25 protein-coding genes are annotated in these 20,504 nt (G+C 71.9%); 16 read left to right on the forward strand and 9 right to left on the reverse strand.

All coding sequences use genetic code 11. The features are described 5' to 3' along the window. The 5 genes from ASE68_RS16550 (at window position 1) to ASE68_RS16570 (ending at window position 5,164) form a co-directional block, all read left to right on the forward strand. Window positions 1–1,590: a glycoside hydrolase family 3 N-terminal domain-containing protein gene (locus tag ASE68_RS16550; RefSeq protein WP_055862625.1), complete on the forward strand. Its 1,590-nt coding sequence runs from the start codon at window positions 1–3 to the stop codon at window positions 1,588–1,590. Then, entirely contained in the window at window positions 1,587–2,996 is a 1,410-nt protein-coding gene (locus ASE68_RS16555; protein ID WP_055862224.1) for an anhydro-N-acetylmuramic acid kinase, read from the forward strand. The genes ASE68_RS16550 and ASE68_RS16555 overlap by 4 nt, the downstream gene beginning before the upstream one ends. After that, a complete protein-coding gene (gene murQ, locus ASE68_RS16560; protein WP_055862226.1) occupies window positions 2,993–3,973 on the forward strand; it encodes an N-acetylmuramic acid 6-phosphate etherase in 981 nt (326 codons plus the stop codon). Before ASE68_RS16555 ends, murQ begins: the two co-directional genes overlap by 4 nt. A 16-nt stretch (window positions 3,974–3,989) precedes the next feature. Continuing rightward, the gene (locus ASE68_RS16565) at window positions 3,990–4,874 is read left to right on the forward strand and encodes a MurR/RpiR family transcriptional regulator (protein ID WP_055862228.1); all 885 of its coding nucleotides are present in this window, start codon (window positions 3,990–3,992) and stop codon (window positions 4,872–4,874) included. Window positions 4,875–4,984: 110 nt separating this feature from the next. Continuing rightward, entirely contained in the window at window positions 4,985–5,164 is a 180-nt protein-coding gene (locus tag ASE68_RS16570) for a hypothetical protein (protein ID WP_055862230.1), read from the forward strand. 21 nt (window positions 5,165–5,185) lie between these two features. Here the strand turns inward: ASE68_RS16570 and ASE68_RS16575 are convergent, their stop codons facing one another. From ASE68_RS16575 to ASE68_RS16590, 4 genes are all read right to left on the reverse strand, one after another. Next, window positions 5,186–5,479, reverse strand: coding sequence for a DUF1905 domain-containing protein (locus ASE68_RS16575; protein WP_055862233.1), 294 nt, complete (start codon window positions 5,477–5,479; stop codon window positions 5,186–5,188). Window positions 5,480–5,661: 182 nt separating this feature from the next. Beyond that, a complete protein-coding gene (locus ASE68_RS16580) occupies window positions 5,662–6,615 on the reverse strand; it encodes an NINE protein (RefSeq protein ID WP_162238292.1) in 954 nt (317 codons plus the stop codon). Further along, on the reverse strand, window positions 6,608–7,465 hold the full coding sequence (locus ASE68_RS16585; RefSeq protein ID WP_055862237.1) for a sulfite exporter TauE/SafE family protein: 858 nt from the start codon (window positions 7,463–7,465) through the stop codon (window positions 6,608–6,610). The genes ASE68_RS16580 and ASE68_RS16585 overlap by 8 nt, the downstream gene beginning before the upstream one ends. A 21-nt stretch (window positions 7,466–7,486) precedes the next feature. After that, complete coding sequence (locus ASE68_RS16590; protein WP_055862238.1) at window positions 7,487–8,056, reverse strand: VanZ family protein; 570 nt, start codon at window positions 8,054–8,056, stop codon at window positions 7,487–7,489. 369 nt (window positions 8,057–8,425) lie between these two features. On the opposite strand from ASE68_RS16590, the gene ASE68_RS16595 reads away from it, so the two are divergent. Beyond that, on the forward strand, window positions 8,426–8,629 hold the full coding sequence (locus ASE68_RS16595) for a cold-shock protein (protein WP_055862240.1): 204 nt from the start codon (window positions 8,426–8,428) through the stop codon (window positions 8,627–8,629). Between the two features lie 152 nt (window positions 8,630–8,781). Here the strand turns inward: ASE68_RS16595 and ASE68_RS16600 are convergent, their stop codons facing one another. Next, window positions 8,782–9,648 (reverse strand): NAD(P)-dependent oxidoreductase, encoded by an 867-nt coding sequence (locus ASE68_RS16600; protein ID WP_055862627.1) that lies wholly within the window; start codon window positions 9,646–9,648, stop codon window positions 8,782–8,784. Between the two features lie 187 nt (window positions 9,649–9,835). Between ASE68_RS16600 and ASE68_RS16605 the strand changes: the two genes are divergently transcribed. The 3 genes from ASE68_RS16605 to ASE68_RS16615 all read left to right on the forward strand — a co-directional run bounded on the left by ASE68_RS16605 (window position 9,836) and on the right by ASE68_RS16615 (window position 11,919). Then, window positions 9,836–10,984 (forward strand): fatty acid desaturase, encoded by a 1,149-nt coding sequence (locus ASE68_RS16605; RefSeq protein ID WP_369800092.1) that lies wholly within the window; start codon window positions 9,836–9,838, stop codon window positions 10,982–10,984. Window positions 10,985–11,113: 129 nt separating this feature from the next. After that, window positions 11,114–11,320 (forward strand): cold-shock protein, encoded by a 207-nt coding sequence (locus ASE68_RS16610; protein WP_055862244.1) that lies wholly within the window; start codon window positions 11,114–11,116, stop codon window positions 11,318–11,320. Window positions 11,321–11,589: 269 nt separating this feature from the next. Next, window positions 11,590–11,919: a zf-TFIIB domain-containing protein gene (locus ASE68_RS16615; protein ID WP_055862245.1), complete on the forward strand. Its 330-nt coding sequence runs from the start codon at window positions 11,590–11,592 to the stop codon at window positions 11,917–11,919. Window positions 11,920–12,019: 100 nt separating this feature from the next. Here ASE68_RS16615 and ASE68_RS16620 read toward each other — a convergent pair whose 3' ends face one another. From ASE68_RS16620 to ASE68_RS16630, 3 genes are read right to left on the reverse strand one after another with little or no spacing between them, the layout of a single operon-like run. Beyond that, a complete protein-coding gene (locus ASE68_RS16620) occupies window positions 12,020–12,727 on the reverse strand; it encodes a type 1 glutamine amidotransferase domain-containing protein (RefSeq protein ID WP_055862247.1) in 708 nt (235 codons plus the stop codon). A gap of 43 nt (window positions 12,728–12,770) precedes the next feature. Continuing rightward, window positions 12,771–13,601 (reverse strand): aldo/keto reductase, encoded by an 831-nt coding sequence (locus ASE68_RS16625; protein ID WP_055862250.1) that lies wholly within the window; start codon window positions 13,599–13,601, stop codon window positions 12,771–12,773. A 55-nt stretch (window positions 13,602–13,656) separates the two neighbouring features. Next, window positions 13,657–14,883, reverse strand: coding sequence for an MFS transporter (locus ASE68_RS16630; protein WP_055862252.1), 1,227 nt, complete (start codon window positions 14,881–14,883; stop codon window positions 13,657–13,659). A 150-nt stretch (window positions 14,884–15,033) separates the two neighbouring features. On the opposite strand from ASE68_RS16630, the gene ASE68_RS16635 reads away from it, so the two are divergent. Next, window positions 15,034–15,492: a MarR family winged helix-turn-helix transcriptional regulator gene (locus tag ASE68_RS16635; protein WP_055862253.1), complete on the forward strand. Its 459-nt coding sequence runs from the start codon at window positions 15,034–15,036 to the stop codon at window positions 15,490–15,492. A 136-nt stretch (window positions 15,493–15,628) separates the two neighbouring features. Here the strand turns inward: ASE68_RS16635 and ASE68_RS16640 are convergent, their stop codons facing one another. After that, the gene (locus ASE68_RS16640; RefSeq protein WP_055862255.1) at window positions 15,629–16,045 is read right to left on the reverse strand and encodes a VOC family protein; all 417 of its coding nucleotides are present in this window, start codon (window positions 16,043–16,045) and stop codon (window positions 15,629–15,631) included. 161 nt (window positions 16,046–16,206) lie between these two features. On the opposite strand from ASE68_RS16640, the gene ASE68_RS16645 reads away from it, so the two are divergent. From ASE68_RS16645 to ASE68_RS16670, 6 genes are all read left to right on the forward strand, one after another. Then, window positions 16,207–16,608, forward strand: a complete 402-nt coding sequence (locus ASE68_RS16645; RefSeq protein WP_055862257.1) for a helix-turn-helix transcriptional regulator — start codon at window positions 16,207–16,209, stop codon at window positions 16,606–16,608. Beyond that, on the forward strand, window positions 16,605–17,087 hold the full coding sequence (locus tag ASE68_RS16650) for an SRPBCC family protein (protein ID WP_055862258.1): 483 nt from the start codon (window positions 16,605–16,607) through the stop codon (window positions 17,085–17,087). Before ASE68_RS16645 ends, ASE68_RS16650 begins: the two co-directional genes overlap by 4 nt. A gap of 68 nt (window positions 17,088–17,155) precedes the next feature. Further along, complete coding sequence (locus ASE68_RS16655) at window positions 17,156–17,602, forward strand: VOC family protein (RefSeq protein WP_055862260.1); 447 nt, start codon at window positions 17,156–17,158, stop codon at window positions 17,600–17,602. A 131-nt stretch (window positions 17,603–17,733) separates the two neighbouring features. Then, the gene (locus ASE68_RS16660; protein ID WP_369800093.1) at window positions 17,734–18,609 is read left to right on the forward strand and encodes a PhzF family phenazine biosynthesis protein; all 876 of its coding nucleotides are present in this window, start codon (window positions 17,734–17,736) and stop codon (window positions 18,607–18,609) included. A 118-nt stretch (window positions 18,610–18,727) separates the two neighbouring features. Further along, a complete protein-coding gene (locus ASE68_RS16665) occupies window positions 18,728–19,330 on the forward strand; it encodes a hypothetical protein (protein WP_157421734.1) in 603 nt (200 codons plus the stop codon). A gap of 158 nt (window positions 19,331–19,488) precedes the next feature. Continuing rightward, on the forward strand, window positions 19,489–20,478 hold the full coding sequence (locus tag ASE68_RS16670) for an aldo/keto reductase (protein ID WP_055862264.1): 990 nt from the start codon (window positions 19,489–19,491) through the stop codon (window positions 20,476–20,478). Window positions 20,479–20,504: the final 26 nt, after the last annotated feature.

The following is a 20,504-nucleotide window of genomic DNA, read 5'->3' on the forward strand; positions in this document are numbered from 1 at the left end:
GTGGACGATCCCACCATCAGGGGACTGGTGGGCGGGGTGCTCTGGCCGGGGTTCCTCGGCCGAGGCATCCCGGATCTGTTCCGCCGCGAGCTCGACGAGGGCGGCCTCGCCGGCCTCGTGCTGTTCGCCCACAACCTGGGCGACGAGGGCGAGCGGATGTCACTGGCCGCCGACCTGCGCGACCGCGACCGCCCGCTCGTGGTGGGCATCGACGAGGAGGGCGGCAACGTCACCCGCGCCGAGTCGGCCACCGGGTCGACCCTGCCCGGGGCCGCGCAGCTCGGATTCGTCGACGACCTCGCGATCACCGAGGCGGTCGGCGCCGAGCTCGCCCGCCGCGCGCTCGCCGTCGGTGCCAACGTCGTGCTCGCGCCCGTGGCCGACGTGAACACCGATCCGCGCAATCCGGTGATCGGGGTGCGCTCGTTCGGCGACCGGCCCGAGCTCGTCGCCGCCCACGCGATCGCCCAGGCCCGCGGCATCCGCCTCGCCGGAGCCGCCGCCGCGGCCAAGCACTTCCCGGGCCACGGCGACACCCACCTCGACTCGCACCTCGCGATGCCGACCCTCGAGATCGACCTCGACGAGCTCGAGCGCACGCACCTGCCGCCGTTCCAGGCGCTCGTCGACGCGGGCGTCCTCGCGATCATGACCGCGCACGTCGTCGTGCCGGCGTGGGGCGATTCGCCGTCGACGCTGAACCCGCTCGCGCTCGGGCGCCTGCGGGCCATGGGCTTCGAGGGCGTCATCGTCACCGACGCGCTCGACATGGCCGCGGTGCGCGAGTCCGTCGGGGCCGGCCCCGGCGCCGTGCAGGCCCTGCTCGCCGGTGCCGACCTGCTCTGCATCAGCAACCCCACGAACCTCGGGGCGGCCGCGGCGCCCGACCAGGACGCGCGCGACTTCCTCGAGGTGCAGCGGGCGATCCTGGCCGCCGTCGACGACGGCACGCTGCCGGTCGTCGTGCTCGAGCGCGCAGCGGCGCGGGTGCGTGCGCTTGCGGCGTCGCTCGCGGCGGCCGGGGCCGGCGGCGCCGGCGAGCCCGGGGCTGCCGCGGTCGGGGCGCCCGTCGGGGCTCGTGGCGCGGGGGTTCGCGCCTCGGGCCCCGGCGGCACGCCCGGCCCTCTGGGCGGCTTCGAGCCGGCCGAGGGCTTCGAGCCTGCCGACGCCGCGGCCGTCGCGCGTGCGGCGATCACGATCGACGGCGGCTTCCCGCCCATGCCCGCTCCGCGCACGGTGCTCGACATCCGCGGCCGGTCGACGTTCGCCGTCGCGAGCGACCGCGACTTCGTCGAGTCCGCGCTCGCCGCCGGCGGCCCGGTGCTGCGCGGCGATGCCGCCGTGCCCGGCTCCGGCCCGCTCGTCGTGCTCGCCGACCGCGTGGGCGCCGACGGCCCCCAGCGCGACCGCATCGCGAACGTCGCGAGGCTCCGGCCCGACGCCGTGGTCGTCGACGCGGGCGTGCCGGGCGGGCCGCTCCCGCTCGCCGCGGTGCGCACCCGTGCCGCGAGCCGCCTCGCCGCGGAGGCCGCCGCCATCGTGCTCGCCGAGGGCAACGAGGCCGCCGCAGGGTCGGAGGTCTCCGCGTGATCGTGCTCTCGCTGCAGTCCGGCACCTCGGTCGACGGCATCGACGTCGCCGTCGTCGAGATCGTCGTCGAGACGGGTACGAGATCGGAACCCGGCTCCGCTTCACCCTTCGATCCGTCGATCTTCGCCCTTGCGACCGGCGTCGAGGGCGAAGATCGACGGATCGAGTCCGGGTCCGAGTTCGGGGCCGAGGCCGAGGCCGAGGCCGGGGTCGCGGTCGCCTCCGCCCCCGTCGACCTCGTGCTGACGCCGATCCACGCCGCGACGCACGACTTCGACCCGGCGCTCCGCGAACGCGTGCTCGCCGTCTCCGCCGGCGAGGCGACGACCGTCGGCGAGCTCACCGAGCTCACCACCCTGCTCGGGCAGGCCTTCGCCGAGGCGGCCGCCCGCGGCATCCGCGATTCGGGCACGACGCCCGACCTGATCGCCTCGCACGGGCAGACCGTCTTCCACTGGACCGAGCGCGGACACGCCCGCGGAACCCTGCAGCTCGGTGAGCCCGCCTGGATCGCCGAGCTCACGGGCGTGCCCGTGCTCTCCGATCTGCGCGCGGCCGACATCGCGGCCGGTGGCGAGGGCGCCCCGCTCATGGCGTTCTTCGATCGCGCCTGGCTCGCCGGTGAGGCGACCGCCGCAGATCGGGTGATCGCGACCGTCAACCTCGGCGGCATCGCGAACGTGCAGCTCGTGCATCCCGGTGGCGACGTGCTCGCGTTCGACAGCGGTCCGGGCAACGGGCTCATCGACGCCGTCGTGGCCCGGCACTCCGGCGGCGCCGAGGCGTTCGACCGCGACGGCGCCCTCGCGGCGGCCGGGCGGGTGCGCGAGCCGCTGCTCGACGCGCTGCTGCGGCATCCGTACCTCGCCGCGGTGCCGCCCAAGTCGACGGGCCGCGAGACGTTCGACCTCGGGGTCGTCGACGACGCACTCACGACATCGGGTGTCGGCTCCATCTCCCCAGAGGACCTCGTCGCCACGCTCACCGAGTTCACGGCCCGCACGGTCGTCGAGGCGATCCCGGATGCCGCGGCCACCCTGATCTGCTCCGGCGGCGGCGCGCGCAACCCGGTGCTGCTCGAACGCCTGCGCGTGCTCGCGGCCGAGCGCGGCATCCGGGTGGTCTCGAGCGCCGAGCGCGGCATCGACCCGGCCTTCAAGGAGTCGCTGATGTTCGCCCTGCTGGGGTACTTCAGCCGGCACGGCGTGCCTGTCGCCCTCTCGACGGTCGCCGCGCGCGTGGCCGGGCGCATCACCCCCGGCCGCGGACCGCTCGACCCGCCCGCGCCGCTCGTGGGCGTGGCATCCGTCACCATCTCGGGCGACGCCGCCCGAACCACCGCGGGCATCACCGCGCCGGCCACCGCACGCACCATCGCCAGCACTGAAACCGGGGGAGCACCATGACCTGGTCCGCACCGAAGCCCACCGCCGAGCACGTCGAACTGCGCGACCTGCTCGCCGACCTCTCGACCGAGGGCGTCAACGACGCGCACGCCGAGTTCGACCTCATGCCGGCCGAGGCGCAGGTCGCCGCGATGCTCGACGAGAGCACCGCCGCGGTCGCCGCCGTCGCCGAGGTGATGCCGCAGATCGCGGTCGCGATCGACGCGATCGTCGCACGGCTCCGCACCGGTGGACGGCTCGTCTACCTCGGCGCCGGCACCGCCGGTCGCATGGGGGTGCTCGACGCGAGCGAGATCCCGCCGACGTTCGGCACCGACCCCGCGCTCGTCGTCGGCGTCATCGCCGGCGGCGACACCGCCCTGCGCTCGGCGGTCGAGAACGCCGAGGACGACGCCGGGCGCGGTGCCGCCGACCTCGCCGCGATCGGGCTCACCGCGGCCGACGCGCTCGTGGGCATCTCGGCCTCGGGCCGCACGCCCTACGTGGTGGGCGCCATCGAGTACGCGCGGGAACTCGGCGCCTTCACCGTCGGCCTCGCATGCAACCGCGACTCCGCGATCGGCCGGGCCGCCGACCTGGCCATCGAGACGGTGGTCGGGCCCGAGATCGTCGCCGGATCCACCAGGCTCAAGGGCGGCACCGCGCAGAAGCTCGTGCTGAACGCGATCTCGACCATCGCGATGGTGCGGCTCGGCAAGGTGCACGGCAACCTCATGGTCGACGTGCAGGCCACCAACGCGAAGCTGCGCGCCCGCGCCGAGCGCATCGTCATGCAGGCGACCGGGGCGGATGCCGCCGCGGCCTCCGCTGCCCTCGAATCGGCCGGCGGCAGCGTGAAGGGCGCGATCCTCGTGACCCTCACCGGGGTCGACGCCGAAGTCGCGCTCGCGCGCCTCGCCGCCGAGCACGGCGTGCTGCGGGATGCTATCTCCAGCGTGAACCGCGGTGCCGCACCGGGCGAGCCGGCGGCGCGATGAGAAGGGTCCCCATCTGATGTCGGCGAACGTGCTCTCCGAGGTTCGGCAGGCCCTGCCGCGCCTCAGCTCGGCCGAGGCCCGCGTCGCCGACGCGATCATCGCCGACCCCGGCATCGTCGTCGACCTGACCATCACCGAGCTCGCGACGGTCTGCAAGACCTCGCTCTCGACGGTCGCGCGCTTCTGCCAGACCCTCGGCTACAGCGGCTACCGCGAGTTCCGCATGGAGGTCGCCGGCGCGCTGAGCCGCGAGGCCGCCGAGCGCGACCGCTTCGGCCTCGCCGACTCGGACATCGGCGCCGACGACTCGGCCGACGACGTGGTGGCCAAGATCGCGTTCCACGAGGTGCTCGCGATCGAGCAGACGGTCAAGGGGCTCGACACCGTCGTCCTCGACGGCGTGGTCGACGCCATCATCGGTGCGGGCCACGTCGACCTCTACGGCTTCGGCGCGAGCGGCCTCACCGCGCAGGACCTGCAGCAGAAGCTCGGGCGCATCGGCATCTCGGCGGCGTGTTCGGTCGACGTGCACCTCGCCCTCGTCAGCGCCGCCCTGCGCAAGCCGACGGATGTCGCGATCGGCATCTCGCACTCCGGCCTCACGGCCGAGACCAACCACACGCTCGAGGTCGCCCGCGACGCCGGCGCGACGACCGTGGCGATCACGAACTCGCCGGATTCGCCGCTCGCCGAGCTCGCCGACTTCGTGCTCACCACCCGGGCCCGCGAATCGTCGTACCGCATGGGCGCGATGTCGAGCCGCATCGCGCAACTCGCGCTCGTCGACTTCCTGTTCGTGCGCGTGGCGCAGCGCCGTGACGACGTCGCGGTGCCGCTGCGGCGCACGCGCGAGGTCACCGCCAGCCACCGCATCCCGTCGCGGCGCCGCACCGCGGGCTGAGGCCGGCAGGGCCGGGTCGCGCCCGGCTCGGGCCAGGCTCGCGCCGTGCGAGTGCCCGGCACTGGCGTGTGCATCGGGCGATGTCGGATGCCGCGCGTACCGTGTCAGCCATGACGAAGCAGATGCAGCAGACCCTGGTGCCCGAGGCGGCGCACGAGCTCTGCCCGCGCTGCGGCTCGGACGCCGCGCGCGTGGCCGACGCGTTCACCCTGAGCGACGGCGACCTCCTGTTCGACTGCCGCGACTGCGGCTTCGAATGGGGCGAGCTGCTGCGCGACCTCATGTCCTGAGCCGCGACGGCGCGGTCGCGATCAGAGGTCGAGCACGGTCAGCGCGACGCCGACGTCACCGCCCTCCTGCAGCCCCTCGGCCACCCGCACCGCCTTCTTGACCGGCAGCACGTAGCATCCGACCGACGAGTCCGGAAAGATCGACGTCGTCCAGGTCGAGCCCCCGACGCTCGCACGCACGCGAACCGATCCGAACCCGCGCGGCGGGCGCGGGATCTCGCGGATGTCGGCCGAGGCCTCATCGGGAACCGTGACGAAGTACCACTCGGCTCGGGCCGTCCATTCCCAGAGCGGGGCCGTGAACTCGAATCTCATGGGCGCAGCCTACGACGCCGACTCGGCCGTCGCGGCGGGCGCCGATTCGGCAGCGGGTCGCGCCGTCTCGGCTCTCCGCAGTCTGCGTGCCCGGGCATCCCCGAGGATGAAGCTGACGACGACGGCGATCATCAGCGCACCGAGCGCGAACTGCGGGCGACGGGTGCGCCATCACGAGTCTGTCAGAAGGCGCGGACCTGGCCGAGGCTCGCGGCGAGGTTCGCCAAGCCGATCATCGTGGCGATGCCCAGCAGCACGCCGAGGCCTGCGACCGTGCCCGAGACGATCCACGCGAGGCGACGGTGCGTCTCGTATCCGGCGAGCGGGAGGCCGTCGCGGTCGCGCTGGGCGCCCGCCAGCACGAGCACGAGGTCGACGAGCGTCCAGACGCCGAGACCGCCGGCCGTGAGGAGCTTCGCCACAGCGGTGCCCGGCTTGCCGAGGGCGAAGCGGTCGACGCCGAGCGACCCGAGCAGCAGGGCGAACAGCCAGATCATCACGAACGATCGGCCTGCCGCAGGTGCGGGAACGCGCCCATCGGCCTTCGACCTGGTGCCGGATGCCGCGACGAACCCCGTGGGCGGCAGCGGCACCGTCGTCTCCTCGTTCGGCACGGACGGCATCCCGGAGAACGGCTCAGGAGACGCAGGAGCGGCCGGTCTCACCGGCATCGCCGGTGCCGGCGAGGTCGCGAACGACGGGGCCGCCGCGAAGGTCGGAGGCGCCATCGCGATCGGGGCCGCGCTCGCCGCGACCGGGGTCATCGAGGGCCGAGCGGCCGAGCGCGCGCTCGTCATCTCGCTGATCGAGAAGTCGTCGACGAGCGTGTCGAGGGGAACGGACGTGATGCTGCCCGCATGCGGAGCCGGTGAGGCAGGCGGGGCGCCGAGGGCATCGCGGGCCGGGGTGTTCCGGGCCGCGGCATCACGGTTCGCGCCGCCCCGGAGGCCGGTGCCGCGCATCGCCGTGACGCCCATCGAGACCGACTCCGAGGCGGCCGAGGCGGCGAGCTCGGCCGGCTCGGCGTCGGGGCGCGCCGTGGTGTGCGGCGTCCACGAGGCGCCGTCCCAGTACCGGAGTGCCGCGGCATCCTGCTCGTCGTCGTACCACCCGGCGGCTCGTCGTGCCTCAGTCATGCGCCACCCCCGGATCGGGAGCCGCATCGGACCCGCGCTCCGAGGCGCTGCGGCGCTGGGCGCGGATCGCACGCACGGCGAGCTGCACCGCCGCGATCACGACGAACGCCGCGAAGAGCCGGGCCGACCACTCGGGTGAGAGCACGAAGGCGATCGCGACGCCGGCGAACGAGGCGAGGGTCGCGGCGATGCCGACGACGAGGGCCTCGCGCAGGTCGACGAGCTTCGCCCTGCTGTTCGAGACCGTGCCGCTGATGGCCGTCGGGATCATGACCGCCAGCGAGGTGCCCTTGGCCATCAGGTCGCCCATGCCGAAGAACGCGATGAAGGCCGGCACCATGATCGCGCCGCCGCCGATGCCGAACAGGCCGGCGGCGATGCCCACGGCGATGCCGAGCGCGAAGAGGGCGAGATCGGGCAGCAGGTCGAAGCCGACGTGGCCGCCGCCGCGCTCGGGCACGACGAGCAGCATGCGCACGGCGACCCCGACGAGCAGGGCGATGAACAGCCACCGAAGCCACACGATGGGCAGCCGGCGCAGCAGCCAGGCGCCGAACCAGGAGCCGATGATGCCGCCGAGCGCGACGAAGAGGGCGGCGACGAGGTCGACCTGCCCGTTCGCGAGGTAGGTGATCGACCCGGCGATCGAGGCCGGTACGATCGCGGCGAGCGAGGTCGCGGTGGCCCGTCGCTGGTCCATGCCGGCGGCCACGATGAGCAGCGGCACCATGAGGATGCCGCCGCCGACGCCGAACGCGCCCGAGAGGAGTCCGCCCGCTGCGCCGACGAGGGCGAGCGCACCGTACCGAGGCGCGGTCGCAGGCGCGTCGAGCGGGGGCTGGGTGGGCACCAGCCCACTGTAGTCGGCGGGTCAGGCCGCTCGGTCGCCCGAGCCGACGAGCTCGTCGAACGGCATCTTCGTCGTGGCCGTCGAGGTCGACGTCGACCGAGCGGATGCCGCGGCGGCGGGCGCGGTCGCGGCATCCGATCCGATGGTGGGAGCCTGCTCGATCGCCGGGCCGGATGCGACCGCCGCCGCGCGCCGGACCCCGCGTGCGGCCATCACGAGAACCACCCCGATGCTCGCGCCGAGGGTGTTCATCACGAGGTCGCGCGGATCGGAGACGCGGTCGGGGAGCAGGAGCTGCACGAGCTCGATGAACGTCGTGAGCGCGAACCCGGCGGCAAAGGCCAGCGGCCACCGGCGACGGTGGATGAGCAACGCGGCGAGCACGCCGACCGGAACGAACATGGCCACGTTGAACGCCATCTCGCTGAAGTACCCGGTCGACCAGGTGACGTCGGAGGTCCACGCCGCCGGATTCAGCACGCCGCCGTCGACCTCGTGCCCGGACGTGCTCCAGGGGGCGGGGCCGATGGTCAGCCAGAGCACGCCCAGCGTCAGCGCAAGGGCGGCGAATCGCAGGGGGCGGCGGTTCATCCCATGATTCTCCACCCGACCGCGGGCTTCCGCGCGCCATCCGGAGCATGTTCACAGAACCGGGCGGGCAGGTTCACAGAACCGCGCGGATTACCCCGTATATCACGAAGTGATATACGGCTCTGTACTCTCGGGCAGAACCCGGTAGGCTGAACCCACGATTCCTCCATCAAGCGGGCGCTCGCCCGTGATTTGAACTGATTGCCCGGAGGCGGTTTTCCGCGTGGCATGACCCGATTAGAGAGAACGGATGCCGTAGCGCATTCGCCCCTCGACCCAACTTCGACGGCACCGAGTCGTCGAAGTCGCGATCGACAGTCGATCGCATCGGGTCCGCACGTGCGGCCCGCAAGACAGAAGGACAGCAGTATGGCAACCGGAACCGTCAAGTGGTTCAACGCCGAAAAGGGCTTCGGCTTCATCGCTCCGGACGACGGCTCGGCCGACGTCTTCGCGCACTTCAGCGCCATCACGGGCAACGGCTACCGTTCGCTCGATGAGGGCCAGAAGGTCGAGTTCGAGGTCGCTCAGGGCCCCAAGGGCCTGCAGGCGGAGAACATCCGCGGACTCTGATCCGCGACGTTCGCATCACCGAACGCCGTCGCCCCACGCACGTGGGACGGCGGCGTTCGTCGTTTCGGCGGGGCATCGTCCCCGCCGTGAGCCGGCCGCGGTGGTCGGGCGCGCCGGTCGGCCGGCGAGCGGGTCTGGCGGTGCCGGTCGGGTCAGCGCCCGGCTGCGGCATCCGCTTCGACGTGGTCGCGCCACGAGTGCGCGGGCTCGAACCCGAGCAGGCGGCGGGCCTTGTCGATCGAGAGCAGGGTGTCGTTCGTGCCGAGGTCGCCGCGCACCTCGACGCCAGGGAACACCTCGGCCACGAGCTCGGCGTTCGGTCGCGACATCACGGTGTCGGCGGCCGCGATGACGAACCGGTCGAAGCCGGGTGCGCCGACCGCCAGCGCTCGGCTCACGGCCTGGGCGCCGTCGCGCGCGTCGATGTAGCCCCAGAGATTCCACTTGCGCAGCATCGGGTCGGCGTCGAACGCCGGGAAGGCGGCGTAGTCGTCGGGGTCCATGACGTTCGAGAAGCGCAGCGCCGTGATCGAGAGTTCGGGGTTCCACCGCACGAGCTCGATCGCCATCGTCTCCTCGAGGTGCTTCACGAGCGAGTAGGTCGACTCGGGTCGAGCGGGGTACTCCTCGTCGACGGGGATGTAGGGCGGCGGCACGTCGAACGGCAGGCCGAGCACGGTCTCGCTCGAGGCCATCACGATGCGCGTGATGCCGAGTCGCCTGGCCGCCTGCAGCACGTTGAACGTCGCGAGCATGTTGTTGCGGAACGTCGCGACATCACTCGCCAGGCCCGGGGCCGGGATCGCCGCGAGGTGCACGATGGCGTCGGCGCCGTCGTGCTGGTCATCGACCCCGGCGATGGCGTCGATCACCTGCCCGAAGTCGGTGAGGTCGACCCGCACGAGCGTGCCGCGCTCGCCGTGCTGATCGAGGTTGACGACCTCGTGGCCCTCGTCGCGGAGGGTCGAGACGACCGTACGACCGAGCTTTCCGGATCCCCCGGTGGCGATGATGCGCATCAGCCCAGTCTTGCAGTCGGCCGGTCGCGCCGCACCGATTCGCACGGATCGATCGGGGTCCGGCCACGCGCGAGCTCGGCGTGCGGGGCGAAGTGTGCGCGGATAGATGCCGCGGGAGGCATATAATGCGCGTCTTTTCCCAGCGCTTTCACATGCTCAGCCCATAGCGTTCGAGCATCTTCAACGGGTGTTCGCCCGTGCATCCCCGGCTGGGAAGTCGACGACGACTGGGACCCCTGCCATCTCTCACACCGAATCCCTCGGTGCGATTCGGGCTACGAAGCCCCGCACCGGCTCCGCGGATGTCACGCGCAGTTTCACCGCCCTCTCCCGTGTCGTCCGCGAGTCCGGCCTCCTGGCCCGCACCCGCTGGTTCTACGCGGCACTCGTCACCACGCTCGCGCTGGCACTCGGCGGCGTCATCACGGGGTTCATCCTGCTCGGCGACTCATGGTTCCAGCTGCTCATGGCCGGCGCGCTCGGCCTGATCCTCACGCAGTTCGCGTTCCTCGCCCATGAGGCGTCGCACCGCCAGGTGCTCGAGTCGGGTCCGGCCAACGACCGGGTCGGCCGCATCCTCGCCGCCGGCGTCGTCGGCATCAGCTACTCGTGGTGGATGACGAAGCACACGCGTCACCACGCCAACCCGAACAAGATCGGCAAGGATCCCGACATCGAGTGGGACACCATCTCGTTCACCGAGGCCGATGCCGCCAAGCAGAAGGGCCTGCTCGCCGCGATCACGCGCAAGCAGGGCTACCTGTTCTTCCCGCTCCTCACGCTCGAGGGCATCAACCTGCACATGCGCTCGATCGCCACGCTGACCGAGCGCCGCCCGGTCAAGGGCCGCTGGATCGAGCTCAGCCTCATCGCCGTGCACTTCATCGTCTACTTCGGCGCGCTCTTCTGGGTGCTGCCGCTCGGCATGGCGTTCGCCTTCATCGGCGTGCAGATGGCCGTGTTCGGCGTCTACATGGGCGCATCGTTCGCGCCCAACCACAAGGGCATGGCCCTGATCCCGGCCGACTCGAAGCTCGACTTCTTCTCGAAGCAGGTGCTCACCTCGCGCAACATCTCGGGCGGGCTGTGGGCGAGCACGCTCCTCGGCGGCCTGAACTACCAGGTCGAGCACCACCTCTTCCCGAACATGCCGCGTCCGCACCTGGCGAAAGCCCGTGAGATCGTCCGTGAGCACTGCGCGACGCTCGGCGTTCCGTACACTGAGACCACACTGGTACAGTCGTATGGCATCGTCATTCGGTACCTGAACGAGGTCGGGCTTTCGGCCCGAGACCCGTTCGACTGTCCGATGGTCAATCAGTTCCGAAGGAGCTGACCACACGAACCGGGGAACCGATTCGATCCAGAACTTCCGGTGGCGGACATCGCAACCGGAACCCGTACGGCTCAGGCCGTGCACACCGCACTCGCCTCGGTGAGGCGGATTTGAATGAAGGAATACAACATGGCTACCGGAACCGTCAAGTGGTTCAACGCCGACAAGGGCTTCGGCTTCATCGCTCCCGACGACGGCACCGCCGATGTCTTCGCGCACTTCAGCGCGATCGCGTCGGACGGCTACCGTTCGCTCGACGAGAACCAGAAGGTCGAATTCGACACCGCCCGCGGACCCAAGGGTCCGCAGGCCGAGAACATCCGCGTCATCGCGTAGTTCTCGCACACTCTGATCGGCGCCTCGCGCCGGTCGACGAGCGGATGCCACGGTCGCCCGCCTCTTCGTGAGGCTCGCGCCGGGGCATCCGCTCGTTCTGTTTCCGGGCGGAATGCGTGACGCACGCACCCGAGACGCGCCTTGAGCGGCTTTGCGGCATCGGCGGCCGGCGCGAGACGGCGCGGGCGGGCGAGGTCTGGGCGACTTCGGAGCTTCGCTCCCTAGGCTCACCTCGAGACCCCTTGCACCCCCGACCGAGGAGCCCCCAAATGCAGTGCCCCAATGACGGAGCCGTGCTCGTGATGAGCGAGCGCAGCGGCATCGAGATCGACTACTGCCCGACGTGCCGTGGCGTGTGGCTCGACCGAGGCGAGCTCGACAAGATCATCGAACGCGCCGCAGGCGACTTCGGCGCGGCCCCCACGGCGCCCGCAGCACCCGCCTACCAGCCCCCGGCGCAACCGGTCTACCAGCCGCCTCAGCAGCCGGCCTACGGGCAGCAGTCCTACGACAACCGCTACGACAATCGCGGACACGGCGACCAGGGCTACTACCGCAAGAAGAAGAAGGACAACTGGTTGTCCGAGCTCTTCGACTGACGCGACGACGGTCGGCCCCGGCCGATCGCACGAACGGATGCCGCGGCGCGGCGCTCACGACGAGCGCGGCGCCGCGGCATCCGTCGTCTGCGCCTGTCGGTCAGCCGTGCGCGGCGAGGGCGTCGAGCACGCGGCGGGCGACCGAGGCGCTCGACTGCGGGTTCTGGCCGGTGATGAGGTTGCCGTCGACCACGACGTGGTCGCTCCAGGGGGCTGCCGAGTCGATCACGGCGCCTCGCTCGCGCAGGCGGGTCTCGACGAACCACGGCGTGTTCTCACCCGTGCCGCCCGTGCGCTCCTCGTCGTCGGTGAAGACGGTCAGGCGGCGGCCGGCGAACGCGAACGTGCCGTCGGCGAGTTGCGCCGAGAGCAGGGCGGCCGGACCGTGGCAGAAGGGCGCGATGACCGCGCCCACCTCGTTCGCGGCGACCAGCACCCGACCGGTTGCGGCGTCGAACGCGAGGTCGGACATGGGGCCGTGGCCGCCGGGCAGCACGATCGCGGCGTAGTCGGCCGCGTCGACGTCGGCGATCGCCACGGGCGACGAGAGCTCGCCCGCGATCACCTCGAGGTAGTCGGCGAACTCGCGGGCCCTCGCCTCGCCGCCCGTCTGCGACGGGTCGAGGCTGACGGCGTCGACGGTGGGGGCGACGCCATCGGGCGTCGCGATCGTGACGGAGTGGCCGGCCGCGACGAGGGCGCGGTGGGCGGTGACGAGCTCCTCGGCCCAGAAGCCGGTGGGGTGCTCGCTGCCGTCCTTCATGGTGAGGCTCGTCGCGGCGGTGACGATCATCAGGATGTCGCTCATGGGTGTTCCGTTCTTTTCGTAGTCGAGGGTGTGTGGTCGAAGGTCAGGCCGTGTGGAACTCGGCGGGGTGGGGTCCGGTGCGTCCGTCGCGGTCGAGGGCGTCGATCGCGGCGAGCTCGTCGGCGGTGAGCTCGAAGCCGAACACGTCGAAGTTCTCGGCGATGCGGCCGGGCGTGACCGACTTCGGAATGACGATGCGCCCCTGCTGCAGGTGCCAGCGGAGCACGACCTGCGCGGGGGTGCGGCCGTGGCGGTCGGCGATCTCGACGACGGACGCCTCGCCGAGCACGGCGCCCTGCGCGAGCGGGCTCCACGCCTCGGTCGCGATGCCGTGCCTCGCGCCGGCCGCGATGACGGCCCGGTTCGCCATGGCCGGGTGCAGCTCGACCTGGTTGACGGCGGGCACGACGCCGCTCGCGGCGATGAGCCGCTCGAGGTGCTCGGGCTCGAAGTTCGAGACGCCGATCGCGCGGGTGCGTCCGTCGGCGAGCAGCCGCTCGAGGGCGCGCCACGTGTCGAGGTAGCGGCCGCGATCAGGCGTCGGCCAGTGGATGAGGTAGAGGTCGAGCTGCTCGAGTCCGAGCTTCGAGGCGCTCGCGTCGAACGCGCGCAGGGTCTCGTCGTAGCCCTGGTCGGAGTTCCAGACCTTCGTCGTCACGAACAGCTCGTCGCGCGCGAGGCCCGACTCGGCGAGAGCGCGTCCGACACCGGCCTCGTTGCCGTAGACGGCGGCCGTGTCGATGCTGCGGTAGCCGACCTCGAGGGCCGTGGTCACAGCCGCGGCGGTCTCGTCGTCGGGCACCTGGAAGACGCCGAAGCCGAGCTGCGGCATCCGCACGCCGTTGTTCAGGGTGATGGTGGGCACGGTGGTCATGGTGGTCCTTCCGGGACGGGGTGCGGGGATCGAGGGGTGGTCTTCGAGCGGTGCGTCAGTGCGCGGACGTCGCGAGCGAGCCGGTCGAGGTCGTTGCCCGCGGTGCGGCATCCGCTCGCTCGGTCGACGGTGCACCGGCACGAGCCGTGGCCCAGGCGACGACCATGACGACGAGCGCGGCCGCGGTGATGAGCGCGCCGACCCAGATGGGCGAGGTGTAGCCGAGGCCGGCCGAGATCGCGAGGCCGCCGGCGAAGGCGCCGAGCGCGTTGCCGACGTTGAACGCCGCGATGTTCGCGCCGGAGGCGAGCGTCGGCGCCTGCTCGGCGTAGCGCATGACCCGGCTCTGCAGCGCGGGCACGGTGCCGAAGCCGAATCCGCCCATGAGCACGAGCAGCACGATGACGGCGACGGGGGATGTCGCGAGCCAGCCGAGCAGCGCGAGCACCACGACGAGCGTGGCGATGAAGCCGAGCAGGGTTCCGTCGATCGACCGGTCGGCGAGCCTGCCGCCGATCCAGTTGCCGACGACGAGGCCGGCGCCGAAGAGCACGAGCAGCCAGGGCACGTCGGTGGCGGCGAACCCGCTGACCTCGGTGAGCGTGTAGGCGATGTACGTGAACGCGCCGAACATGCCGCCGAAGCCGAGCACGGTGACGCCGAGCGAGAGCCAGACCTGGCCGGATCGGAACGCGCCGAGCTCGCGGCGGAGGCTCGGTGCGGCGGCTCCGTCGGGTCGGGTACTCGGCACGAGCACGGCGATGCCGATGAGCGCGAGCACGCCGATCGCCGAGATGACCCAGAACGTGGATCGCCAACCGAACTGCTGCCCGAGGAAGGTGCCGAACGGCACGCCGAGCACGTTGGCCGCGGTGAGGCCGGTGAACATGATCGCGATGGCGCCGGCGCGCTTCGCGGGGGCGACGAGGTCGGCGGCGACGACCGCGCCGATGCCGAAGAACGCGCCGTGGCAGAGCGCGGCGACGATGCGCCCGGCCATCATGGCCTCGTAGGTCGGCGCGAGCGCCGAGATGGCGTTGCCCGCGATGAAGAGGCCGAGCAGGCCCATGAGCACGGGCTTGCGGGGGAGTCGGGTCGCAGCGGCGGTGAGGCCGATCGCGCCGACGGCGACGGCGAGGGCGTACCCCGAGATGAACCAGCCGGCCGCGGCCTCCGAGACGCCGAAGTCGGCCGCGAGGTCTGACAGCAGCCCCATGATGACGAACTCGGTGAGGCCGATGCCGAAGGCTCCGATCGCGAGGGCGAGCAGTCCGAGTGGCATGCGAGGTTCTCCTGTACAGTGGTGGGAAGTAGTTGCAAGCGCCGACTATTGCGAACGCAGGATCAATAGTTGCACACGCAAATACCTAGCGCAAGCAACTACTTTCGACCGGCTCCGAGCCGACCCGCAAACCGACCTCCTGGAGACGACATGGGCATCGCCGACGACGCCGTCGAGGTGCGCGCGCACGGCTGGCGCACGCTCGCCGCACTGCACGGCCTGATCGAGAGCGAGCTCGAGCGGTCGCTCGCGGCATCCGTCGACCTCTCGGTCGTCGAGTACACCGTGCTCGACGCGCTCAGCCGTCAAGACGGCTGGCACATGCGCATGCAGCAACTGGCCCGGGCCACGGCCCTCAGTCCCAGTGCGACGACCCGGCTCGTGAACCGCCTCGAAGACCGCTCGCTGCTCACGCGCGTGCTCTGCGCCGACGACCGGCGGGGCATCTACACCGAGCTCACGCATGCGGGTCGGGCGCTCTACGAACGGGCGCGGCCGATCCACGACGAGACGCTCGAGCGCGTGCTCGCCGAGGCGCAGGCCCAGCCCGAACTCGCCCCCGTCGTCGAGGCGCTGCACGGCGCCGTGCTGCCGGTCGCGTCGGCCTGATTCCGGCGATCGGCCTGCGCGCGGCATCCGGAATTCAGGCAGAAGTCGCCGGGTCAGGATGATCTCGCCGGATCCTGCCTGAACCGCGCACGTTCGCCTGAATCGAGGCCGCCTGCCTGAGTCGGGCGCCGAACTGCTACGCCGCCGCGCCCGAGATGTTCACGAGCCAGCTCGCGCCGAACCGGTCGACGAGCATGCCGAACGCGTCGCCCCACGGGGCGACCTCGAGCGGCTGCTGCACCGTCGCGCCCTCGGCGAGCTGCTGCCAGTAGCCGCGGATCGTCGCGTCGTCGTCTCCGGAGATCGAGACCGAGACGCCCGTGATGCCGGTGTAGGCCATGTGCTCGGGCACGTCGGCCGCCATGATCGTGAGGCCGTTCGGCCCGTCGATCTGGCCGTGCATCACGAGGTCGGCCTCGGCCGGGTTCTGCGAGGCCTGGAAGTCCGCGAACGTGCTGATGTTCAGCGTGCCGCCGAAGATCGCGTGGTAGAACTCGAGCGCCTCGCGGGCGGTGCCCCGGAAGTTGAGGTACGGGTTGAGCGTGACGGGCATGGTGTGCTCCAGATCGTCGTCGGTCGTGGTCGTCCAGCGTCGATTCTGCTCCGGATGCCGCGGAGATGCGAGGGATTCTCGATGAACGCTTGACGCTGTGCGGTGGCCGTCGTACTCTTAGTCAATCAAGTAGTTGATCAAGCGAAAGGTTGGATACGCGGATGATCCTCGACCCCGGTGCCGACGACCGGCTCGACCGGGCCTTCATGGCCCTGGCCGATCCGGTGCGACGCGGCATCATCGCGAGGCTCAGCCGTGGCCCGGCGACGGTCAACGACCTCGCCGAGCCCTTCCAGATCAGCAAGCAGGCCGTGTCCAAGCACATCCAGGTGCTCGAGCACGCCGGGCTCGTCACGCGAACGCGCGACGCCCAGCGTCGCCCGGTGCACCTCGCGCCTGCGCAGCTCGAAGCCCTCACCGCGTGGATCGACCGCTACCGGCTGATCCACGAGCAGCAGTTCCGTTCGCTCGATGCGCTGCTCGCCACCGATCGCGGCATGGATGCCGCACCATCCGAGGCCGGCGCCACCGCCGACCCCGCACGCAAGGCAGAGGAATCATGACCACCACCACCAACCCCGTGACCATCAGCGCCCCCGAGGGCCTGCCGTTCATCGACATCGTGCGCGAGTTCGACGCGCCGGTGAGCGCGTTGTTCGAGGCGCACCGCGACCCCGAGATCGTCAAGCGCTGGCTCGGGCCGAACGGCTACGACATGCAGGTCGAACGCTGGGACTTCGTCTCGCAGGGCGGCTACCGCTACCTGCACGTCGACCCGGCGGGCGAGGCGTACGCGTTCAACGGCACCTTCCACACGGTGCGCGAGAACGAGTTCGCCATCCAGACCTTCGAGTACGAGGGGTTCCCCGACGTCGTCGCGGTCGAGGCGATGACCTTCGAAGACCTGGGCGGCGGGCGCACGCGCCTCAGCATCCACTCGACCTACCCGAGCCTCGAGGCCCGCGACGGCATGATCGCCTCGAACATGGAGCAGGGCCTGACCGAGGGCTACCAGCGGCTCGACGCGATCGTCGCCGACTGAGCCGCCGGCCGCCGCGTTCGGCGGCCGCCTCCGACACCACACCAAGACCGCAACCACAGGAGCACACCATGGACTGGACCCTCGAAGTCGTCATCGTGCCGGTCGCCGATCTCGCCCGTTCGATCGCCTTCTACCGCGACCGGGTCGGGTTCGAGCTCGACCACGAGACCGTCAACGAGCACATGCACGTCGCGCAGCTCACCCCGCGCGGCTCGGGCTGCTCGATCGTGATCGGCAACCTCCCCTCGCAGGGCGAGATGGCGCCGGGCTCGCTGCGCGGCGTGCAGCTCGTCGTCGCCGACGCCGAGGCCGCGCGCACCGAGCTCATCGAGCGCGGGGTCGACGCCGGCCCGATCACCGTCTTCGACGAACGCGACGGCGGTACCTTCTTCGGGTTCGCCGACCCAGACGGCAACACGTGGGCCGTGCAGCAGCTCAAGGCCAGGGCCGCGCATCCCCTCATCCCCGTCGAGGCGCGACAGCGCTTCGGCGCCGAGCAGGAGCAGCAGGCCTGACGAACGGCGCAGACGAGCGGATGCCGCGGCGCGCGCCCCATCGCATGGGGCCGGCCCGCGGCATCCGCTCGTCTGCTCCGTCGTCGCGGTCGCCGCGCGACGTGCGCCGCGCGACGTGCGACGATCATGTGGTGACCAGCACGCCCGAGATCCTGCGATACGCCGCCTTCACCGACCGCCCCGATGGCGGCAATCCGGCGGGCGTGGTGCTCGACGCGAGCGACCTGAGCGATGCGCAGATGCAGCGCATCGCCGCCGAGGTCGACTTCGCCGAGACCGCCTTCGTCACGGGCCGCGACGGCGATGCGTACCGGCTGCGCTACTTCTCGCCGATCGCCGAGGTGCCCTTCTGCGGGCACGCCACCGTGGCCACGGCGGTCGCGCTCGCCGAGCGGTCGGCGACGGGTGCGCTGCGGTTCGCCACACCCGTCGGACCGATCGAGATCGTGACGTTGCAGGGCGCCGGCGGCATCACGGCGGCCTTCACGAGCGTCGGCACCGACCTGGCCGAGTTCGAGGCGTCGACGCTCGAGCGGGTGCTCGACCTGCTCGGCCTCGATGCGGCCGCGCTCTCGCGTTCGCTGCCGCCGCGTCTCGCGTTCGCGGGCAACTGGCACCCGGTGCTCGTCATCGACGAGGCGGGCGCCTTCGACGGGTTCGCGTTCGATCCGGCCGCCGTGCGCGCCCTCATGGACGAACAGGGGTGGCCCGCGACGATCACGGTGCTGCATCCCCTGGCGCAGGCGGATGCCGCCGGCCCGCTCCGCTTCGAGGCGCGCAACCTGTTCCCGGTCGGCCGCATCACCGAAGACCCCGCGACGGGCTCGGCCGCGGCATCCGTCGGCGGCTACCTGCGCGCGATCGGCGCCGTTGCGCCGCCCGCCAGGGTCGTCATCGAGCAGGGCCGTCACGTCGGCCGCCCGGGCGAGCTCGTCGTCGACATCCCGCCGACCGGAGGCATCACGGTCAGCGGTCGTGCGGTGCCGATTCCCGACGCCGTCGGCTGAGCGCGCAGGCGCAGACGCACGGACCGGCCCCGGCGCCTGCCGCGATCGGGGTCACATCCGTTCGGGGGCATTGCGTCGCGCGGGCCGGGAGACGATCATGAACCGGGGGGATTTCTGCATGGGAAGACAAGCTCGAGCGACCTGGATCGGCGACGAAGGGGTGGCCGCCGTGACGCTCCACCTCGAGTCGGGCGGACTCGAGGTCTCAGGCGAGCGTCGAGCACGCCTGCCGCGGGCCGCGATGACGCAGGTGCAGGCCGCAGACGGGGTCGTCTCGTTCGTCGCACAGGGCGACACGTACCGGTTCCGGCTCGGGGCCGCGGCATCCGCATGGGCCGACGCGTTGGCCGCCGAGCCGCCGACCCTCGCCGAGAAGCTCGGCATCGCCGCGGGCCGCACGGTCGCGGTGCGCGGTGAACTGCCCGTCGCCGAACTCGAGGCGGCGCTCGCCGACGCCACGCGCGTGCCGCCGTTCGAGGCGGAGCTCGTGGTCGTGGTCGTGCGCGACCGCGACGAGCTCGAATCGCTCCCGGTGTGGTTCCGCGAATGCGGCGTCGCCTCGCCCGTGTGGATCGTGCACGGCAAGGGCCGCCGGACCACCGCTCCCGGTGACACCGCGGTGCGCAGCGCGCTCCGCGAGAGCGGCTGGCGCGACACGAAGGTGAGCGCGATCGCCGACGCGTGGTCGGCGACGAGGTTCCACCCCGCCAAGGCGTCCTGAGCGCGGCGGGCATCCGGCCGCCCCGCTCCGGGGGCAGCATCGAACGCCGGGCGGATGCCGCGGCGCGGCGTAGGCTCGGAACGCGGCCGCGGATCACGACGGCCGCCCGCGGCATCCGTCACCGCGACCCTCGTCACCGCACACCCCTGGAGGACTTCATGCAGCGTCGCACCCTCGGCCGCACCGGCCGCTCGGTCTCGGTCATCGGACTCGGCACCTGGCAGCTCGGCGCCGATTGGGGAGACGTCGACGAGGCCGACGCGCTCGCCGTGCTCGACGCCGCGCACGAGGCCGGCGTCACGTTCTTCGACACGGCCGACGTCTACGGCGACGGCCGCAGCGAGTCGCTGATCGGCACGTGGCTGCGCGCCAACCCCGATGCCGGCGTCACGGTCGCCACGAAGATGGGGCGGCGCCTGCGGCAGGAGCACGACAGCTACTCGGCCGAGCACTTCCGCGCGTGGATCGACCGGTCGCGCGCGAACCTCGGGGTCGAGACCGTCGACCTCGTGCAGCTGCACTGCCCGCCCACCTCGGTCTACGGCGACGACGCCGTGTTCGACGCGCTCGACGCACTCGTCGCCGACGGATCGATCGGCGCCTACGGCGTGAGCGTCGAGCGTGTCGACGAGGCGCTGACCGCGATCGCCCGCCCGAACGTGGCGAGCGTGCAGATCATCCTCAACGCGTTCCGGCTGAAGCCGCTCGACGAGGTGCTGCCCGCCGCGGTCGAGGCCGGCGTCGGCATCATCGCGCGCGTGCCGCTCGCGAGCGGCCTGCTCTCTGGGCGGTACACGAACGAGACCGTCTTCGCGGCGAACGACCACCGCAACTTCAACCGCCACGGCGAGGCCTTCGACGTCGGCGAGACGTTCTCGGGCGTCGACTACGAGACCGGCGTCGCCGCCGCGGCCGAGTTCACCGAGCTCGCGCGGGCCGCGGCGCCCGATGCCACGGCCGCCCAGGTGGCGCTCGCGTGGATCGCCGCCCAGCCCGGCGTCAGCTCGGTGATCCCCGGTGCGCGCAACGTCGACCAGGCGCGCGCGAACGCGGCCGCCGGCTCGCTCGAGCTCCCCGCCTCGTTCGACGCCTCGGTGCGCGAGCTCTACGACCGCAGCATCCGGGCCCAGGTGCACGCCCGCTGGTGACGCCGGCCGCGCGCGCCGCAGCCGCG

The organism is Agromyces sp. Leaf222, assembly GCF_001421565.1.
Lineage (GTDB): Bacteria > Actinomycetota > Actinomycetes > Actinomycetales > Microbacteriaceae > Agromyces.

Bases quoted from the DNA above. Each gene is read 5' to 3' on its own strand.
- ASE68_RS16635 (WP_055862253.1), top strand. From the start codon at position 15,034: ATGGGCATCGCCGACGACGCCGTCGAGGTGCGCGCGCACGGCTGGCGC.
- ASE68_RS16625 (WP_055862250.1), bottom strand. From the start codon at position 13,601: ATGACCACCGTGCCCACCATCACCCTGAACAACGGCGTGCGGATGCCG.
- ASE68_RS16620 (WP_055862247.1), bottom strand. From the start codon at position 12,727: ATGAGCGACATCCTGATGATCGTCACCGCCGCGACGAGCCTCACCATG.
- ASE68_RS16655 (WP_055862260.1), top strand. From the start codon at position 17,156: ATGGACTGGACCCTCGAAGTCGTCATCGTGCCGGTCGCCGATCTCGCC.
- ASE68_RS16610 (WP_055862244.1), top strand. From the start codon at position 11,114: ATGGCTACCGGAACCGTCAAGTGGTTCAACGCCGACAAGGGCTTCGGC.
- ASE68_RS16565 (WP_055862228.1), top strand. From the start codon at position 3,990: ATGTCGGCGAACGTGCTCTCCGAGGTTCGGCAGGCCCTGCCGCGCCTC.
- murQ (WP_055862226.1), top strand. From the start codon at position 2,993: ATGACCTGGTCCGCACCGAAGCCCACCGCCGAGCACGTCGAACTGCGC.
- ASE68_RS16595 (WP_055862240.1), top strand. From the start codon at position 8,426: ATGGCAACCGGAACCGTCAAGTGGTTCAACGCCGAAAAGGGCTTCGGC.
- ASE68_RS16575 (WP_055862233.1), bottom strand. From the start codon at position 5,479: ATGAGATTCGAGTTCACGGCCCCGCTCTGGGAATGGACGGCCCGAGCC.
- ASE68_RS16590 (WP_055862238.1), bottom strand. From the start codon at position 8,056: ATGAACCGCCGCCCCCTGCGATTCGCCGCCCTTGCGCTGACGCTGGGC.
- ASE68_RS16600 (WP_055862627.1), bottom strand. From the start codon at position 9,648: ATGCGCATCATCGCCACCGGGGGATCCGGAAAGCTCGGTCGTACGGTC.
- ASE68_RS16665 (WP_157421734.1), top strand. From the start codon at position 18,728: ATGGGAAGACAAGCTCGAGCGACCTGGATCGGCGACGAAGGGGTGGCC.
- ASE68_RS16640 (WP_055862255.1), bottom strand. From the start codon at position 16,045: ATGCCCGTCACGCTCAACCCGTACCTCAACTTCCGGGGCACCGCCCGC.
- ASE68_RS16570 (WP_055862230.1), top strand. From the start codon at position 4,985: ATGACGAAGCAGATGCAGCAGACCCTGGTGCCCGAGGCGGCGCACGAG.
- ASE68_RS16670 (WP_055862264.1), top strand. From the start codon at position 19,489: ATGCAGCGTCGCACCCTCGGCCGCACCGGCCGCTCGGTCTCGGTCATC.
- ASE68_RS16650 (WP_055862258.1), top strand. From the start codon at position 16,605: ATGACCACCACCACCAACCCCGTGACCATCAGCGCCCCCGAGGGCCTG.
- ASE68_RS16645 (WP_055862257.1), top strand. From the start codon at position 16,207: ATGATCCTCGACCCCGGTGCCGACGACCGGCTCGACCGGGCCTTCATG.
- ASE68_RS16615 (WP_055862245.1), top strand. From the start codon at position 11,590: ATGCAGTGCCCCAATGACGGAGCCGTGCTCGTGATGAGCGAGCGCAGC.
- ASE68_RS16580 (WP_162238292.1), bottom strand. From the start codon at position 6,615: ATGACTGAGGCACGACGAGCCGCCGGGTGGTACGACGACGAGCAGGAT.
- ASE68_RS16630 (WP_055862252.1), bottom strand. From the start codon at position 14,883: ATGCCACTCGGACTGCTCGCCCTCGCGATCGGAGCCTTCGGCATCGGC.